This window comes from Streptomyces antnestii (genome assembly GCF_004005495.1).
GTDB classification, from domain to species: domain Bacteria; phylum Actinomycetota; class Actinomycetes; order Streptomycetales; family Streptomycetaceae; genus Streptomyces; species Streptomyces antnestii.
Map to the genome: position 1 here is coordinate 127,157 of NZ_RZYA01000021.1, position 17,626 is coordinate 144,782.

At 73.1% G+C, this 17,626-nt stretch carries 13 protein-coding genes; 3 read left to right on the forward strand and 10 right to left on the reverse strand.

Going from position 1 to position 17,626, the window contains the following annotated elements:
* Window positions 1–77 precede the first annotated feature (77 nt).
* Window positions 78–725 carry a DUF3824 domain-containing protein gene (locus EOT10_RS32600; RefSeq protein WP_127831988.1) on the forward strand — a complete coding sequence of 216 codons (648 nt, stop codon included), beginning with the start codon at window positions 78–80 and terminating at the stop codon, window positions 723–725.
* 98 nt (window positions 726–823) lie between these two features.
* Here EOT10_RS32600 and purH read toward each other — a convergent pair whose 3' ends face one another.
* Entirely contained in the window at window positions 824–2,386 is a 1,563-nt protein-coding gene (gene purH / locus EOT10_RS32605; RefSeq protein WP_127831989.1) for a bifunctional phosphoribosylaminoimidazolecarboxamide formyltransferase/IMP cyclohydrolase, read from the reverse strand.
* The gene (purN, locus tag EOT10_RS32610) at window positions 2,383–3,003 is read right to left on the reverse strand and encodes a phosphoribosylglycinamide formyltransferase (RefSeq protein WP_127832018.1); all 621 of its coding nucleotides are present in this window, start codon (window positions 3,001–3,003) and stop codon (window positions 2,383–2,385) included. The genes purH and purN overlap by 4 nt, the downstream gene beginning before the upstream one ends.
* A gap of 258 nt (window positions 3,004–3,261) precedes the next feature.
* Between purN and EOT10_RS32615 the strand changes: the two genes are divergently transcribed.
* Complete coding sequence (locus EOT10_RS32615; protein ID WP_127831990.1) at window positions 3,262–4,131, forward strand: hypothetical protein; 870 nt, start codon at window positions 3,262–3,264, stop codon at window positions 4,129–4,131.
* Between the two features lie 6 nt (window positions 4,132–4,137).
* Here the strand turns inward: EOT10_RS32615 and EOT10_RS32620 are convergent, their stop codons facing one another.
* Entirely contained in the window at window positions 4,138–5,817 is a 1,680-nt protein-coding gene (locus EOT10_RS32620) for a cell division protein PerM (protein ID WP_223281337.1), read from the reverse strand.
* A 122-nt stretch (window positions 5,818–5,939) separates the two neighbouring features.
* Here EOT10_RS32620 and EOT10_RS32625 point away from each other — a divergent pair, with 122 nt between their 5' ends.
* The gene (locus tag EOT10_RS32625) at window positions 5,940–7,130 is read left to right on the forward strand and encodes a helix-turn-helix domain-containing protein (RefSeq protein ID WP_127831991.1); all 1,191 of its coding nucleotides are present in this window, start codon (window positions 5,940–5,942) and stop codon (window positions 7,128–7,130) included.
* Window positions 7,131–7,259: 129 nt separating this feature from the next.
* On the opposite strand, the gene sucD is transcribed toward EOT10_RS32625, so the two are convergent.
* The 7 genes from sucD to EOT10_RS32660 all read right to left on the reverse strand — a co-directional run bounded on the left by sucD (window position 7,260) and on the right by EOT10_RS32660 (window position 17,495).
* Window positions 7,260–8,144: a succinate--CoA ligase subunit alpha gene (gene sucD, locus EOT10_RS32630; RefSeq protein ID WP_127831992.1), complete on the reverse strand. Its 885-nt coding sequence runs from the start codon at window positions 8,142–8,144 to the stop codon at window positions 7,260–7,262.
* A gap of 21 nt (window positions 8,145–8,165) precedes the next feature.
* Window positions 8,166–9,344, reverse strand: a complete 1,179-nt coding sequence (gene sucC, locus EOT10_RS32635; RefSeq protein ID WP_127831993.1) for an ADP-forming succinate--CoA ligase subunit beta — start codon at window positions 9,342–9,344, stop codon at window positions 8,166–8,168.
* A gap of 602 nt (window positions 9,345–9,946) precedes the next feature.
* Window positions 9,947–11,368, reverse strand: coding sequence for a hypothetical protein (locus tag EOT10_RS32640; RefSeq protein WP_127831994.1), 1,422 nt, complete (start codon window positions 11,366–11,368; stop codon window positions 9,947–9,949).
* Window positions 11,369–11,517: 149 nt separating this feature from the next.
* Entirely contained in the window at window positions 11,518–12,615 is a 1,098-nt protein-coding gene (locus tag EOT10_RS32645; protein WP_189492346.1) for a hypothetical protein, read from the reverse strand.
* Between the two features lie 151 nt (window positions 12,616–12,766).
* The gene (locus EOT10_RS32650; protein WP_127831996.1) at window positions 12,767–13,969 is read right to left on the reverse strand and encodes a VWA domain-containing protein; all 1,203 of its coding nucleotides are present in this window, start codon (window positions 13,967–13,969) and stop codon (window positions 12,767–12,769) included.
* The gene (locus tag EOT10_RS32655) at window positions 13,969–16,356 is read right to left on the reverse strand and encodes a DUF5682 family protein (RefSeq protein WP_127831997.1); all 2,388 of its coding nucleotides are present in this window, start codon (window positions 16,354–16,356) and stop codon (window positions 13,969–13,971) included. Before EOT10_RS32655 ends, EOT10_RS32650 begins: the two co-directional genes overlap by 1 nt.
* Window positions 16,353–17,495 (reverse strand): ATP-binding protein, encoded by a 1,143-nt coding sequence (locus EOT10_RS32660; RefSeq protein WP_127831998.1) that lies wholly within the window; start codon window positions 17,493–17,495, stop codon window positions 16,353–16,355. The genes EOT10_RS32655 and EOT10_RS32660 overlap by 4 nt, the downstream gene beginning before the upstream one ends.
* Between the last annotated feature and the right edge of the window lie 131 nt (window positions 17,496–17,626).

The window sequence follows — 17,626 nt, forward strand, 5'->3', positions numbered from 1 at the left end:
ACGACCGCTCTGTGCAGAACTTTCCTCCGCTTGGTGTTGCGCGTTGTCCCCGCACTAAGGCAACGGAGGAAAAATCCATGAGCTTCGGCGACCCGAACAACCCCTACGGTCCGCCGCAGGGCCAGCCCCAGGGCCAGCAGCCGGGCTACCCGCCCCAGCAGCCCCCGGCGGGCCAGCCCGGATACGGCTACCCCCAGGCACCCCAGGGCGTCCCGCCGCAGCAGGGCTACGGCTACCCGCAGGGCCAGCCCGGCCAGCCCGCGTACCCCGGCTTCCCCGGCGGCAACGCGATGCCGATGGAGATGCCCGGTCTGATGAAGACCGCCCGCGTGCTCCTCTTCATCCTGGCCGGCTTCCAGCTCCTGTTCGGCATCATCGCCGGCGTCACCATCGGCGCCGTCCAGGACGTCTCCAACGGCGTCGGCTCGGGTGACGCCACGAACGGCCTCGCCGGGCTCGGCTTCCTCGTCGCCGGACTGCTCGTGGCCCTCGGCGCCCTGTCGATCTTCCTGGGCGTGAAGTTCAAGAACGGCGGCAGCGGCATCCGCGTCACGACGATCGTGTACGCGTCGCTGATGATCCTCGGCGGCATCGTGAACACCGTGAACGGCGGCGGCGGTTCGGGCACCTTCGGCGGTCTCATCTCGCTCGCCATCGCCGGCATCATCCTCGGCTCCATGGTGAACAGCGCCGCCTCCACCTGGTTCAACCGCCCGCGCTACTGAGCGAGTTCGGCAGTTGAGCATCGCTTGAACACGGCCGCGGGCCGTGCCTCCCCCGAAACCCGGGAAGGCACGGCCCGCGGCCGTACGCGTGGGACGGCTCAGTGGAAGAAGTGGCGCGTCCCCGTGAAGTACATCGTCACGCCCGCCTTCTTGGCGGCCTCGACGACCTGCTCGTCACGGATGGAACCGCCGGGCTGGACGATCGCCTTCACACCGGCGTCGATCAGGATCTGCGGCCCGTCCGGGAACGGGAAGAACGCGTCGGACGCGGCGAACGAGCCACGCGCCCGCTCCTCACCGGCCCGCTCGACGGCCAGCTTGCAGGAGTCGACGCGGTTGACCTGGCCCATGCCGACGCCGACCGAGGCGCCGTCCTTGGCGAGCAGGATGGCGTTGGACTTCACCGCGCGGCACGCCTTCCAGGCGAACGCCAGCTCGTCCAGCTCGCCCGGGGAGAGGGCGTCGCCGGTGGCAAGCGTCCAGGTCGCCGGGTTGTCGCCGTCCGCCTGGACGCGGTCGGTGACCTGGAGGAGCGCGCCGCCGTCGATCTGCTTCGTCTCGACGGCCGCCGCGGGGGCGCGGTGGGCGCGCAGCACGCGGATGTTCTTCTTCTTGGTGAGGGCCTCGAGCGCGCCGTCCTCGTACTCGGGCGCGACGATGACCTCGGTGAAGATGTCCGCGACCTGCTCGGCCATCTCCTTCGTCACCGGACGGTTCACGGCGATGACGCCGCCGAACGCGGACATCGGGTCACAGGCGTGCGCCTTGCGGTGCGCCTCGGCGACGTTCGACGCGACGGCGATGCCGCACGGGTTGGCGTGCTTGATGATCGCGACGCACGGGTCGTCGTGGTCGTACGCGGCACGGCGCGCGGCGTCCGTGTCCGTGTAGTTGTTGTACGACATCTCCTTGCCGTGCAGCTGCTCGGCCTCGGCGAGGCCGCCCGTGCCGTCTACATAGAGAGCGGCGCCCTGGTGCGGGTTCTCGCCGTAGCGCAGGACGTTCTTGCGCTCGTACGTGGCGCCCAGGAACTCCGGGAAGCCCGACTCGTCGGCGGCCGCGTAGCCGTCGGCGAACCAGGACGCCACCGCGACGTCGTACGCCGCCGTGTGCTGGAAGGCCTCGCCGGCGAGGCGCTTGCGGGCGGTCAGGTCGAACCCGCCGTCGCGGACGGCCGCGAGGACGTCGGCGTAGCGGGCCGGCCTGGTGACGACGGCGACCGACGGGTGGTTCTTGGCCGCGGCGCGCACCATCGAGGGGCCGCCGATGTCGATCTGCTCGACGCACTCGTCGGGAGTGGCGCCCGAGGCGACGGTCTCCTTGAACGGGTACAGGTTCACGACGACGAGCTGGAACGGCTCGACGCCCAGCTCGGCGAGCTGGCGCTGGTGGTCCTCCAGGCGCAGGTCGGCGAGGATGCCCGCGTGGATCTTCGGGTGGAGCGTCTTGACGCGCCCGTCGAGGCACTCGGGGAAGCCCGTGAGCTCCTCGACCCTGGTGACGGGAACCCCGGCGGCGGCGATCTTCGCAGCGGTCGAGCCGGTCGACACCAGCTCCACGCCCGCCTCGTGCAGCCCGCGCGCGAGATCTTCCAGACCGGTCTTGTCGTAGACGCTGACGAGCGCCCGGCGAATGGGCCGCTTGTTGCTCTCGGCGGTCACTGGATAACTACCTTTCGTCCCTCAATGCGATAGCCGTTGCGGGCCAGACGCCCCACGACATCGACGAGCAGCGTGCGCTCGACTTCCTTGATGCGCTCGTGCAGAGCGCTCTCGTCGTCCTCGTCCCGGATCTCGACCACGCCCTGAGCGATGATCGGGCCGGTGTCGACGCCGTCGTCGACGAAGTGGACGGTGCATCCGGTGACCTTGGCGCCGTACGCGAGCGCGTCGCGCACACCGTGGGCCCCGGGAAAACTGGGCAGCAGGGCAGGGTGTGTGTTCACGACCCGCCCGCCGAAACGGGCGAGGAACTCCTTGCCCACGATCTTCATGAACCCGGCCGAGACCACGAGGTCCGGCTCGTACGCCGCCGTGGCCTCGGTGAGCGCGCGGTCCCACTCCTCGCGGGTGGCGAAGTCCTTCACCCGGCACACGAAGGTGGGAAGCCCGGCGCGCTCGGCGCGCTCGAGACCGGCGATGTTGTCACGGTCGGCGCCGACGGCCACGATCTCGGCGCCGTAGGCCTCCGCGCCCTCGGCCGCGAGGGCGTCGAGCAGAGCCTGCAGATTCGTGCCTGATCCGGAGACCAGCACGACGAGCCGCTTGGCCACAGCCAGGGCCTTTCTCGGGAGTGCGTTTGTACGGTCGTACAAAGGCTTCGCGGTTCCCGATACGGGGAACCCTACGAAGCGGCCGACCGTCAGCAACGATACCGGCACATGGAGCGGCCCCCACGGGACGGGGGCGCGGCCGGAAGGTAGCGTCTGTGGCGGATTCGCCGACCGAAGGAACGCCGCCCGCCCGCGGGACGTTCAGCTGAGGACGGGCTCGTACGCAGCCGCGCCACGATCGACCTAGGGGAAGACGCACACCTGATGCCGGACCGAAGCCTCCGCCTGCCGCCGCTGCCGACCGGCTCGACCCTGCTGCGCGAAGGCCGTCCCACGCCTCCTCCGCCCCAGGACACACCGCCCAGGTCGTCCCCCGAATCCCCGGAATCCCCGCAGTCCTCCAAGGCCTCCAAGCCGTCCAAGTCCCCCAAGTCGTCCAAGTCCTCCAAGTCCTCGGGGTCTTCTGGCTCCTCCGGGTCGTCCTCCTCGGACGACAATCCGTTCGCGCCGCCTCCCGAGGGCACGCCCGACCGCCCGTGGCAGCCGCGTCGCCCCGAGGGCGGACAGGACGGCCAGGGCGGCGGGCACTCGCCGTGGGGCGGGCAGTGGAGCGACCGGCAGCCGGGCCGCGCCCAGGGCGGCGGCCTGTTCGGTGACCGTCCCGGACAGGGCGGCGGACAGGGTGGGCCCGAAGGACCCCAGGGGCCCGGCTCCGGGATGCGCTGGGACCCGACGGACCCGGCCCAGCGCCGCGCGCGCTACGCACTGCTCTGCGGCATGTGGGGCTTCTTCTTCGCCCTGTTCGGCTGGCCCTACGTGGCGCTGCTGCTCGGCGCGCTCGCCCTGCACTGGGGCATCAGCGCCCTGCGCGCCAAGCCCCGCACGCCGGACCCGGACACCCCGGCGCCCACCGGCCCCGGCGCCGCCGGCCCGAAGCCGCAGACCACGGCGGCCGTCAGCGGCCTGGTGACGGGCTCCCTCGCCCTGGCCCTCGTCGCCGCCATGTTCACGGCGCAGTTCGTCTACAGCGACTACTACACGTGCGTGAACGACGCGCTGACCAGCACGTCCAAGCAGGCGTGCGAGACGAAGCTCCCGAAGGAACTGCGCCCGCTTCTCGGCGCGCGCGACTAGGACGGCTCAGGACGGCTCTCGGGGGTGGGGCTCGGGGGCCGCCTGGTCGGTCCCGGCCTCCGTTTCCGTAGCCACAGGGGTGAACGGATCCTCCGCGAAGGGGTCCGCGGTGAACGGGGCCACAGTGAACGGTTCCGCCGTGTACGGGTCCGCCGTGTACGGGTCCGCCGGGAAGAAGTCGTACGGCTCGAACGCGGCGTCGTCGTCGTAGTCCGGTCGCGCCTCCTCGTCCTGCGCGGCAGCGACGCCCCGCCGCCACGGCAGCCGGGCCTTCGGGAGCGGGAGCGCGAGGGGCATCCGGGGGCGCCGCCACCACGACGTTCCCGGCTCACCATCCGCGTCCCGCACCACCTTGTCCCCCTGCTCCTCCTGCCCCTCCCGCTCCTCCTTCGCCTCGCGCGGCGCCCTCAGCCGCCAGGCCCGCAGCCCCACCGCCACCGGCACCCCCACCAGCGCCGTCCACCCCGCCGCCGCGAGCCCCGTCAGCCAGCCCGCGGGCCCGAACGTCGCCAGGCCCGCGCCGCCCATCGGCCCGCCCGCCGCCGCCGCGAGCCCCGCGAAGGCGAGCCCGCACAGCACCGCCGCGACGACCGCCGCAAGGGCCGTACTCCCCCGTGACCACGCCGCGTCCCGCTCCCCGTGCCGGGGCGCCGCCGCCCCCGTGACGAACCACGCCACCGTGAGCCCGGCCAGGACCGGCACGGCCGCCGCCGACCAGGTCAGCGGCGTTCCGGGACCCGGCTCCGGCACCGCCGCGAGGAGCGGGAACTCGGGCAGCATCGGCCCCGCCGTCACCCCGAGCGGCCCGGCCACGCTCCCCCCGCCGAGCGCGACACCGGGGCCCAGGGCGTACGCGGCGCCCCACACCACCGCGTTCGGGACCAGCGCGGCGGCCAGCAGGAGCACCGCGAGACGCCCCGACCACACGTCCGTGAGCTGCACGAACGAGTGCCGCACAAGCCCTTGGTGCCACGTCAGCGAGGCGGCCACGACCAGCGCGCCGCCCGCCACGAGCACCAGCACCCCGGCGGCGGCCGCCCGCGCGGCGACCGGCAGCAGACGCCCGGTGAGCATGTCGCGCAGGCCCCCGGGCAGCGCGTCGAGCCGGTGCCCGAGCAGTTCGGTCAGCGGGGTGCGGGGGCGGCCGTGCGCCGTCCAGATCCCGGCGCCCGCGGCGGCCACGGCCACGACCGTCAGATGGGCGGCGACGCTCGGCCAGGCGGGCCGCAGCTCACCGCCCGACGCGTAGAACGCGGCGGCGCCGCCGACCGCGAGATACCCGGCGACGACCCCGCACCACGCGCCCGGCACCCGCACCCGCGGCGCCTCCCCCTCCTCGTCGCCCTCCACCGCGTCACGCGCCGCGCGGTGCACGAGCCACACCGGAAGCACCAGAAGGAGCAGTGGCGCGACACCGATCGGCGCCGGCGTCCCGGAGAGCGTGTCCGTCCTGACGACCTCCGCGCCGTGCGCGAGCAGCCACAGCGCGGCGGCGGCGTGCAGGGCCCCGCCGGGACCGCTGTCCGGATACGGCGAGCTGATCCACAGCACCATGACGAGCACGGCGGACGAGCCGAGCCCGAGACCGGCCGCCACCGCCCCGCCGAGCAGGCAGCCGACGGGTCCCGGCGAGCGGTCACGCACGCGGGAGAGCAGGAGCGGCAACGACGGGCCACGGTCAGTCATTTGGGTCACCCGGCCATGCTCCCAACGACACGCTCTTTATTCGCGTAACAGGCGAAGACCGGATGTGTCGCTCAAGATACGTTTATGTACTTTTTCGCGCGAAAGGGCGTGTGGAGTTCCCCATGACGCAGAGCCCCACCTCCCCTCTGCCGACCCCCAAGGAGCGACGCAGACTCCGCGAGTCGAAGTCGCTGACCCAGGCTCAGGTCGCCGCGAAAGTAGGCGTCACCCGCGAAACGGTCCGCTCCTGGGAATCCGGCCGCACCACCCCGAGAGGCCGCAAGCGGGAGGTGTACGCGAAGTTCCTGGCGAGCATCGAGGCGGAGAGAGCGACGGCGCCGACGGCCGCCGCCACGGCCTCCACCCCGGCCGCCATCGCCTCCCCCACCCTGAACAGCCGTTCCGCAGGCCGTCCGGGTTCCGCCCCGAAGGTCCGGAAGCGGGAGTCCCCGGGGATGTGGGTGCGGCCGGCCGTCCGGACCGAGCCCGCCGAGAGCCCCCGTACGGACCGGTCCCCGAAGAGCGCCGCCGAGGCCTTCGACCGGCTGTACACCCACACGGCCCCCTCGCTCGTCCGCCAGACCTACCTCCTCACCGGCCGCCGCACCCTCGCCAGGGAGTCCGTCGAGCGGGCCTTCCAGCTCGCCTGGCAGCGCTGGCCCGAGGTCGCCGTGGACCGCGATCCCGCCGGCTGGGTCAGAGCCGCCGCGCACGAGTACGCCATGTCGCCCTGGCACCGGCTCCGTCCGAGCCACCGCCACCCGGACGCGCCGCCCGCCGACCCCGCGGACCGCGCGCTGCTCGACGTACTCCTGAGCCTGCCGCCCGCCTACCGGCGCACCCTGCTCCTCTACGACGGTGTCGGGCTCGACCTGCCCGAGACCGCCGCGGAGACCGAGGCCACGACGCCCGCGGCCGCGAACCGGCTGCTCCACGCGCGCGAGGCCGTCGCCGAGCAACTGCCCGCCCTCGCCGCCCCCGAGCAGCTCCACCGGCGGCTGACCGAGCTGGCGGGCGCCGAGAAACTCCAGGCCCCCAAGTCGACCCATGTCCGCACGGAGGGCGAGCGGCGCACCCGCTTCTGGACCCGTTCGGCCATCGCCTTCACGGTCCTGATCATCGGCGCGACGGCCATGACGCTGCGCACCGCGCCGACCCGTTACGAGCCGGTGCCCGCCCCCGGCGCCATGATCAGCGGGGTGCCGCCGCGCATGGGTCCGGGACCCCTCTCCCCCGCGGACGAGAAGCTGCGCGAGAAGCTGCGCGCGGCGGAGGAGAGCGGCCCGCACCGCCTGGCTCCCGAGGCGGACTGAACCGCACCACGGAGAGACGACAGTGGGCCCGCACCCCCGAAGGGATGCGGGCCCACTGATGTCGACGAGCGACATCGACAAGCGATGTCGACGGGCGACTCGACGAGCGGCCCGACGAGTCGCTGCGTGCTACTTGGTGAGCAGCTCGCGCGCCAGCTTGGCCGTCTCGGTCGGCGTCTTGCCGACCTTCACGCCGGCGGCCTCGAGGGCCTCCTTCTTGGCCTGTGCGGTGCCAGAAGAGCCGGAGACGATCGCGCCCGCGTGACCCATCGTCTTGCCCTCGGGGGCGGTGAAGCCCGCGACGTAGCCGACGACCGGCTTGGTGACGTGCTTGGCGATGTAGTCGGCCGCACGCTCCTCGGCGTCGCCGCCGATCTCACCGATCATGACGATCAGGTCGGTGTCGGGGTCGGCCTCGAACGCCTCGAGGGCGTCGATGTGCGTCGTACCGATGACCGGGTCGCCACCGATGCCGACGGCGGAGGAGAAGCCGAGGTCACGGAGCTCGTACATCATCTGGTACGTCAGCGTGCCGGACTTCGAGACCAGGCCGATGCGGCCCGGCTTCGTGATGTCGCCCGGGATGATGCCGGCGTTCGACTGGCCCGGGGTGATGAGACCGGGGCAGTTCGGGCCGATGATGCGGGTCTTGTTGCCCTTCGACTTCGCGTACGCCCAGAAGGCGGCGGAGTCGTGGACGGCGATGCCCTCGGTGATGACGACGGCGAGGGGGATCTCGGCGTCGATCGCCTCGACGACGGCGGCCTTGGAGAAGGCCGGCGGCACGAAGAGGACGGACACGTTGGCGCCCGTCGCCTCCATGGCCTCCTTGACCGTGCCGAAGACCGGGACCTCGGTGCCGTCGAAGTCGACGGACGTGCCGGCCTTGCGCGGGTTCACGCCGCCGACGATGTTCGTGCCGTCGCCCAGCATGAGCTTGGTGTGCTTCATGCCCGTGGCACCGGTCATGCCCTGGACGATGACCTTGCTGTCCTTGGTGAGGAAGATAGCCATGGTGGTGTCTGACCTCGTCCCTTACTTCGCAGCCGCGAGCTCGGCGGCCTTGTCGGCCGCGCCATCCATGGTGTCCACGCGCTGCACGAGCGGGTGGTTGGCGTCGCTGAGGATCTTGCGACCCAGCTCCGCGTTGTTGCCGTCCAGTCGCACGACCAGCGGCTTGGTGACCTCTTCGCCCTTCTCGGCGAGGAGGGCGAGGGCCTGGACGATGCCGTTGGCGACCTCGTCACAGGCGGTGATGCCGCCGAAGACGTTGACGAACACGGACTTGACGTCCGCGTCGCCGAGGATGATCTCCAGGCCGTTCGCCATCACCTGGGCGGACGCGCCGCCACCGATGTCGAGGAAGTTGGCCGGCTTCACGCCGCCGTGGTTCTCACCGGCGTACGCGACGACGTCCAGGGTCGACATGACCAGACCGGCACCGTTACCGATGATGCCGACCTCGCCGTCGAGCTTGACGTAGTTGAGGTTCTTGGCCTTGGCGGCAGCCTCGAGCGGGTTGGCTGCGTCCTTGTCCTCGAGCGCCTCGTGCTCCGGCTGGCGGAAGTCGGCGTTCTCGTCGAGGGAGACCTTGCCGTCAAGGGCGATGACCTTGCCGGAGGCGACCTTGGCGAGGGGGTTGACCTCGACGAGGAGGGCGTCCTCGGCGACGAAGGTCTTCCACAGGGTCTGAAGGATCTCGGCGATCTGGTCGGCGACCTCGGCCGGGAACTTCGCGTCCGCGACGATCTGACGGGCGACCTCGGGGGTCACGCCCTCGTTGGCGTCGATCGGGGTCTTGGCGACGGCCTCCGGACGGGTGGCCGCCACCTCCTCGATCTCCATGCCGCCCTCGACCGAGGCGATGGAGAGGAAGGTGCGGTTGGTGCGGTCCAGGAGGAAGGAGACGTAGTACTCCTCCACGATCTCCGGGGCCGTCTCGGCGATCATCACCTTGTGGACCGTGTGGCCCTTGATGTCCATGCCGAGGATGTTGGTGGCGTGCTGCACGGCCTCGTCGGTGGAGGCTGCCAGCTTGACGCCGCCGGCCTTGCCGCGGCCGCCGACCTTCACCTGCGCCTTGACGACCGACTTGCCGCCCAGCTTCTCGGTGGCCTCGCGCGCCGCCTCAGGCGTGTCGATGACTTCACCGGCCAGCACCGGTACACCGTGCTTGGCGAAGAGGTCCCTCGCCTGGTACTCGAACAGGTCCACGCGCGTCCGTCCCTTTTCCGTGATCTCGCTGCGATCTCGCTGCTTTGTGGTCAGCTGTCTGCGTGGGCGTGCCGCGGAGGGCAACGTGACTGCGCTGTCACAGGGGAGGCGTAGGACGGAGTCCGGTACGCGGCATGTCCGTCTCGCAGGTTATCGCCGCTCGCCCGGGGTCCCTAAATCGCAGATCACACCTGGGCGGTGATACCGGTCACAGATCGGGGCCTCACCGGCCTGGGGTGCGCCCGGTGAGGCCCCTTGGGAGCCCCCGGAAAGGACCCGGCGGAAGGACCTGGCGGGTCCTGCCGCCGAACCGGTGAAGGCCCGGGCGGACGATCCCCGTCCCTTGGGGACCACCCGCGGCCGTCCGCCGGGCCGGGGCCGGAGGGTTCTCCGGTCCCCGGACACCCGGCGGACGACGACTTGGCGACGGCCTCAGGTGGGCCGTCGCGCCTCGCGCCCGGCTTCGGACGGACCGTCGCGCCTTGCGCCCGATGCCGGGCACTCCTGGCGCCGGGCACTCCTGGCGCCGGGCACTCCTACGCGCCCGGCTTCGACCCGGTCTTCAGATGCCGAGACCGGCCCTCAGAAGCCGAGACCGGTTCTCAGATGCCGAGACCGTTGGTGGCCGCGTCCGTGGCGTACGACACGTAGCTGGGGGTGACCGAGGCGGCCACGCCCTGGACGCCGGTGACGGCGTTCCCGGCGAGCGGCTGGGCGTCGGCGGCGACGGTGTCCGTCAGGTCCTGCGCGAAGGGCGAGACCGCGCCCAGGACACCGGCGGCGAACGGCATCACGTCGCCGGCCACACCGCCGGCGAACGGCCGCACGTCACCCACGACGCCCTGCGCCAGGTACGACGCGCTGTCGGCGATGCCGTGCACGACCGGCTGCACCTGGTCCACGACGGCCTGCACGACGGGCTGGACCGCGCCGACGACACCGCCCGCGAACGGCTGCACGTCATGCCCGACCAGCGCCTGCGCGAACGGCTGCACCTGGCCCACGACCCCGTGCACGAGCGGCGCGACGTCACCGACGACGCCACCGGCGAACGGCGTCACGTCGTTGAGCGCACCACCCGCGAGCGTGCCGACGTCACCGACGGCGTGACCGGCGACCGGGAGCACGCCGTGCACGGCGGTCGCGACGATGGGCGGCAGCACCGCGGCCGAGGTCTCGTCGACCGCGGGACCGGCGGCCGTCGTGGCTCCGCCGACGAGGCCGGAGGCGGTGGCCGGGGCGTTCTGGGCGATGCCGGTGGCCGCGTACTGGACGTTCTGCACGTGGCCGGTGACCCCGGCGACGGCGGCCTGCGCGTAGCCCGGGAGCTGCGCGGCGGTGCCGTACGCCTGGCCGGCGATGTCCTGGACCTGGGCGCCGGTGTTCCCGACCTGGCCCTGCGCGCCGGCCAGGGTCCGCTCGACGTCGGGGGCGAAGGCCGACAGGGGGCCGAACAGGTAGTCGACCTCCTGCGCGGCGCCGCCCTGTACGGCGCCACCCTGGGCGGCGGCGTTCTGCGCGAGGGCGTCGGCCGACGGGGCGTGGACGCCCGCGGTGTGCGCGGCGGCCACGGTCCGGGCGGCGTCGGCGAACGAGGTGGCGCCCTCGACGTACTGGCGGGCCTGCTCCTTGGCGTGGGCGGCGACGGCCGCGACGCGCTCGTCGGCGAGGTGGTGGGCCTGGCCCTGGACGCCGGAGACTGCCTTGGGGGTGGCCTTGGCGGCGGTGCCCGAGACGGTGGAGGCCGCGCCGGACACGGTCGACTTCGCGTGGCCGGTCACACCGGAGACGGTGCCCTCGGCCTTGTCGGTGACGGAACCGACGGTGGCGTGGGTGACGCCGTCGAGGGTGCCCTGGACGTCGGAGACCGTGCCCTGGACGTCGGCGACGGTGTCACCGGCCACGTCGGGCACGGCCACGGAGTGCGCGGGCAGCTCGTCGGCGCTGGCGACGGCGGAACCGAGCGCCCAGGCGCCCGAGACACCGGCGGCGATCACGATGGAGCGGCGGATGTTCTTGTTCATGCTTGCTTCAGATCCTTCGAATTCTGTGGTCCGGGCGCTGCACTGGAGTGGTCCAGCGGCGCTCCGGCGGCATCCGGCCGGAGTGGTCCGGTCGGCGGGCAGACCTGATCCGCCCCCGCGCGGCAGGTCACGAGCGGGGAAGGGCTGCCCTAGCCGGGGAATTCGGGGATGTCCCGCTGTCTGTCGCGGGTGGGCGCGGCGTGGGCCGGGGCCGTGGCCCCGGACAGCAGCCGGGCCGTCGAGCCGCTGCCGAACGCGGCCGCCGCCAGATCGCAGTGCCGCGTCGAACTGCCGTCCCCCGCCGACTGGCCGACCGTGCTGCCGCTCGGGAACGCGGGCGTGGGGACCGGCGTACGGACCGCCTTCGCCACGGTGGCCCGAGCGGTCACGCAGTGGGCGGGCCCCAGGGCGAAGCCGCCGTTGGGGCCGGTCTCTTCCCGCGCGCCGTGGCGCGCGTGGTCACCACGGGCGGTGTCCGCGCGCGGCAACGTGCCGGTGGCCGGCGCCGTGTGCGCGCCGGCCCCGGACGGGCCGGGTGCGCCGCCGGGGGTGCCCGGGACGCCGGGCAGACCCGGCATCGAGGGCGGGCGGGGCAGGAACCCGGGCGGGGCGTCGGCGACGAGCCCGCTCACGATCTCCTTGGCCAACCCGCCCACGGGCCGCACCACTTCCCGCACGTCTCGCACGTCTCGCACGTCTCGCACGGCAGGGTCGAGGACCTGGTTCCGGATCGGCTGGGCCACGCGGGTCCCCACCGGTACGGCCACACGGCTGCGCACGATGTCGCGCACGCGAGCGACGTGGGGGGTGCCGGTGGTGCGGGTGGCGTGGGTGGTGCGGGTGGTGCGGGTGGTGCGGGTACCGGTAGGGGGCTCGGCCGTTGGCTTAGCGGTGAGCTCGGCCGTTGGCTTGGCGGTGGGCTCGGCCGCGGACGCGTCGGCGGGTGCCGAAATGGCGGACGCGTCGGCGGGTGCCGAGATGTCCGTGACGGCGGGTGCCGACACGTCCGTGACGGCAGGCGTCGCCGGGTCCGTGACGGCCGGTGCGTGAACGGCGCGGTCGCCCGCGCCCTCCGGCGCCGGGACGACTCCCTCCGCCGCGTGCGCCCTCCCCCCGCACAGCAGGCCGAGCGCGATGAGGCCCCCGACCAGCAGCGTCACCCGGAGCGCCAGGTCCAGCGCACGCCGACCGGCCGCTGCGCGCACGACGCGCGGAGCGGCAACAGGCAGAGCGACCGGGGAACTCAAGGTCGGGGGAACCCTCCCGTACGAGGGGTGCGTTGGGGGCATGGGCTCAGGGACACCGGACATCGGGTCCACGAAGAGCCGGGCCGATCCTTGCACGGGTCGCCCGCGGTTGCGCAAGCCCCCTGTTACCGATGGGTAGTCATGTCCGGATTTACGGCCTAGCGACCGTCGCGTTCCCTGAGTCCGGTATCGGCAGCGGTCTCTTCTCGATCGCCGCCGCCATCACGTCGGGGAACAGATCGGGTGTGCATGCGAACGCCGGTGCCCCCAGGCCCGCGAGCGCCGCCGCGTGTTCCCTGTCGTACGCGGGCGCCCCCTCGTCGGAGAGCGCGAGCAGCGTGACGAACTGCACTCCCGACGCTTTCATCGCGGCGACCCGCTTCAGCATCTCGTTCCGGATGCCCCCTTCGTAGAGGTCGCTGATGAGGACGACGACGGTCTCGGCGGGGCGGCTGATCTGGGACTGGCAGTACGCGAGCGCCCTGTTGATGTCCGTGCCGCCGCCGAGCTGGGTGCCGAACAGGACGTCGACCGGGTCGTCGAGCTGGTCGGTGAGGTCGACGACCGCGGTGTCGAACACGACGAGCCGCGTGGTGATGGACCGCATCGAGGCCAGCACGGCGCCGAACACGGAGGCGTAGACGACGGAGGCCGCCATCGATCCGGACTGGTCGATGCAGAGGATGACCTCCTTCTTCACCGACTGGGACGCGCGGCCGTATCCGATGAGCCGCTCGGGGACGACCGTGCGGTACTCCGGCAGATAGTTCTTGAGGTTGGCCGCGATCGTGCGGTTCCAGTCGATGTCGTGGTGGCGGGGCCTGCTGATCCGGGCGCTGCGGTCGAGCGCGCCGGTGAGCGTGGCGCGGGTCCGGGTGGCGAGGCGCTTCTCCAGGTCCTCGACGACCTTGCCCACGACGGCGCGCGCGGTCTCCTTCGTCGTCTCCGGCATCGCCTTGTTGAGGGAGAGGAGCGTGCCGACGAGATGCACGTCGGCGTCGACGGCCTCCAGCATCTCGGGTTCGAGCAGCAGCGCGGACAGGCCGAGCCGGTCGATGGCGTCGCGCTGCATGACCTGGACGACGGAGGACGGGAAGTACGTCCGGATGTCGCCGAGCCAGCGCGCCACGGACGGCGCGGACGCCCCAAGTCCTGCGGAACGCTCGCGCCCGCGCCCCTCCTTCTTGTCCTCTCTCCCGTAGAGCGCGGTCAGGGCGCCGTCCATGGCCGCGTCCTGAGCGCCGAGCGCGTGGCCCGTGCCGTCCGCCGTGTCCCCGCCGAGCACGAGCCGCCAGCGCCGCAGCCGCTCGTCGCGGGCCCTTGCGTCGGCTCCGTCCTTCTGTTCGACCTCCATCAGGCCACCCCCACAAGGTCGTTGTCGTCCCGGCCGCCCGCGGGCCCGCCGTCGTCCGTCCCCAGCAGCAGCCGCAGTACGGGCAGCACCGCGTCGGCCCGCCCCTGGTCGAGGCCCGGCGCGAACCCGGCCGGCGCCGCCCCCAGGGCCGCCGCCGAACCCGCCGCCGAGGGCCCTCGCCGCACCAGCTCGCCCAGGGTGCGGCGCACTCCGGGCTCATAGACGGAGAACGTGCGGCGCAGCAGGGGCAGCACGTCCGTGAACGCGTCCGCAGGGACGCCCGTCAGCCATCCGTCCACGAGCGCGAGCAGTCGCTCGTCGTGTACGAGGAGCAGCCCGCCGCCGGAACCGCCGCCCACGAACCCCTCGATCCACGCGGCCGCCTCCGCGGGCCCGGTGCCGGGCGACAGGGCGAGACCCATCAGCCGCGCGGCCTCCCCCTCGGCCAACTGCCCGTCGTCCAGGAGCAGTCGTGCGCACCGCCCCCGGATCACCCCGGCCACGCTGTCGCGTCCGGCGAGCACTCCGAGTACGGAGTGCCAGCGGCCCCGGTGGCCCGCCGGCCCGTCGCCCGCCAGGAGCCCGACCGCCGCGTGCACCGCGTCCACGTGTCCGCGCATCTCGGCGGCGGCGTCCGCGTCGAGCCCGGTACAGGCGGGCGGCAGCCCCACGAAGACCCGCTCGGCGAGCCCCGCCGCGACCTCGCCGAGCGCCCGCGTGTCCGTGCCGCGCACGTCGCCGTAGCGCAGGGAGCGCACCAGCGCGGGCAGCGCCTGGGCGAGATGGCCGACGTCCGCGTCCAGGGCGGCGCGGTCGGCGAGCACCTGCATCACGACCGGGAGCGCGTCCGGCAGTTCGGCGAGGAGGCAGCGCTCGGCGAGGGCCGTGACGTCGGCGAGGGTCTGCGCGCCGGTCGCGTCCGCCTCGGCTCTGGCGGTGGCCGCCGCGAGGACCGTCGTCCCCCAGACGCCCGCCTCGGCGACCCGCACGGACAACTCGGGTTCCCAGTGCAGCCGCCAGGTCTCCCGGAACGTCCCGGTGGTGCCGCGCGCCGAGCGTGCAGGCTCGCCCCAGCCGATGCCGAGGAGACGCAGACGGTGCAGGAGCCGGCTGCGCGCTGCGTCGGTCTCCTTGCGCAGGTCGAGCTCCAACTCCCGCTCCAGAGCCTCCGGTTTGAGCCGGAGGGAGCGCTGGAGCCGTGTGAGGTCGCGCTGCAGCGGCACGGCGGGGGCCGTGTCCGGGACCTCGCCGAGCACGTCCCCGACGACGAGCCTGTCGTGGACGAGGGACAGCGGCACGTCCGATCCCTCGCACATCACGGCCCGGATCGCGTCCGTCGTCTCCGTAAGGCCGGCCAGTGGGCGGCCCCGCATCGCGGCCAGCGTCTCGGCGAGCCGCACCGCCTCGATGACATGGGCGGAGGACACGATCCTGTCCTCGCCCCTGAACAGCCCGGCGACCTTGGTCATCCAGCGTTCGACGGGCCGGTCCGGAGCGCCGAACAGGTGCCCGTACCAGCCGGGCGAGTCGATGCCCGCCCCATAACCACTGGCCCGGGCGAGGCGCCGGTGCGTCCAGGGCACCCAGGTCATGTCGACCTTGACCTTGGGCAGCCCCTTGAGGAGGGCCCGGTCGGCGGCGACCGCGGTCTTCGCGCGGAGCGCCGGCACGTGCCAGGCTCCGCACACCACCGCGACCCCGTCCCCGAACTCGCGCTGCGCCGCCCGGACTTGAAGGCGCATATACGCCTCCCGGACGAGGTCCCGCCCGTGGCCCCCGTCTCCGTACTCCTCCCGTAGCGCGCCCATCGCCTCGCCGAGCGCCTCGAACGGGGCGAACGCGTCCCCCGAGGCGCCCCGGTGCTCGACGACGTCCTCCCACCAGCGCTCCGGGTCGTCGTATCCCGCGGTGCCGGCGAGCACGGCGAGCGGATCGACACGTAGGGCCAGCTCCCTGGCGCCGTCGCCCCCGTCGCCCCCGACATCCCCGCCGTCCCCGACATTCCCGACATTCCCGTCGCCCGTGTCCGCCTCGGGCGCGTCCTGCTCGCGCAGGGCCAGGCTGTGCGCCGCCGGCAGGTCGATGAAGCGGACCGGCACGTCCCGCTCCAGGGCCCACCGGATCGCGACCCACTCCGGAGAGAACTCGGCCAGCGGCCAGAACGCGGAGCGCCCCGGCTCGTCCACGACATGCGCGAGCAGCGCGACCGGCGGCACCATGCTTTCGTCGGCGGCGAGCGCCACCAGGGCGTCGGCCTCGGGCGGCCCCTCCACCAGGACCGCCCCTGGCCCGGACGCGTCAAGCGCGGCCCGCACCGCCCTCGCCGAACCCGGCCCGTGATGCCGCACCCCCAGCAGCAGCGGCCCCCGCCCCCGCCCGGCACTCATACGCTCACCTCCCGGCACGCGCGGTAGAAGTCCTTCCAGCCGTCCCGCTCGCGCACCACGGCCTCCAGGTACTCCTGCCAGATCACCCGGTCCGCGGCCGGGTCACGGACGACGGCGCCGAGGATCCCCGCCGCGACGTCCGACGGCCGCAGCACCCCGTCCCCGAAGTGGGCGGACAGGGCGAGCCCGCTCGTCACGACGGAGATCGCCTCGGCCGTGGACAGCGTGCCGCTCGGCGACTTGAGCTTCGTCCGCCCGTCCTCGGTGACGCCGCTGCGCAGCTCGCGGAAGACCGTGACGATGCGGCGGATCTCGTCCGTCCCCTCCGGAGCCGCGGGCAGGTCGAGGGAGCGGCCGATCTGGTCGACGCGCCGCGAGACGATGTCGACCTCGGCCTCGGCGCTCTCGGGCAGCGGCAGCACCACCGTGTTGAAACGACGGCGCAGGGCGCTCGACAGGTCGTTGACCCCACGGTCCCGGTCGTTGGCGGTCGCGATCAAGTTGAAGCCCCTGACGGCCTGCACCTCCTGGCCCAGCTCCGGTATCGGCAGGGTCTTCTCGGACAGGATCGTGATCAGCGTGTCCTGCACGTCGGCCGGGATACGGGTCAGCTCCTCGACCCGGGCCGTCATGCCCTCGGACATGGCGCGCATGACGGGGCTGGGCACGAGCGCGTCCCGACTGGGGCCGTGCGCGAGCAGACGCGCGTAGTTCCACCCGTACCGGATCGCCTCTTCGGGGGTGCCCGCGGTGCCCTGCACGAGCAGCGTCGAGTCGCCGCTGACGGCCGCCGCGAGATGCTCGGAGACCCAGGTCTTCGCGGTGCCGGGGACACCGAGCAGGAGCAGGGCGCGGTCGGTGGCGAGCGTCGTGACGGCGACCTCGACGATGCGTCGGGGCCCCACGTACTTCGGTGTGATGACGGTCCCGTCGGGCAGCTCCCCGCCGAGCAGATAAGTGGCGACGGCCCATGGCGAGAGGCGCCAGCGGGCGGGGCGCGGCCGGTCGTCCTGGGCGGCGAGCGCCGCGAGTTCGGCGGCGAAGGCGTCCTCGGCGTGCGGCCGCAGGGCCTGCGCGGCACCGCCCTGCTCCCCCGCGGGCGCGGCGCTCTTCTCGGTCGTTTCGACGGACACGGTCATGGCGATCCCCCTCGATCTCGGCCGGCTCAGCCGGCACGTCCGGCACATCCCGCGCACTCGGCCGGGCTGTGACTCCACCGTGCACCACGCCACTGACAACCACCCTCCGCACCCCTCTGACCTGCGCGAAC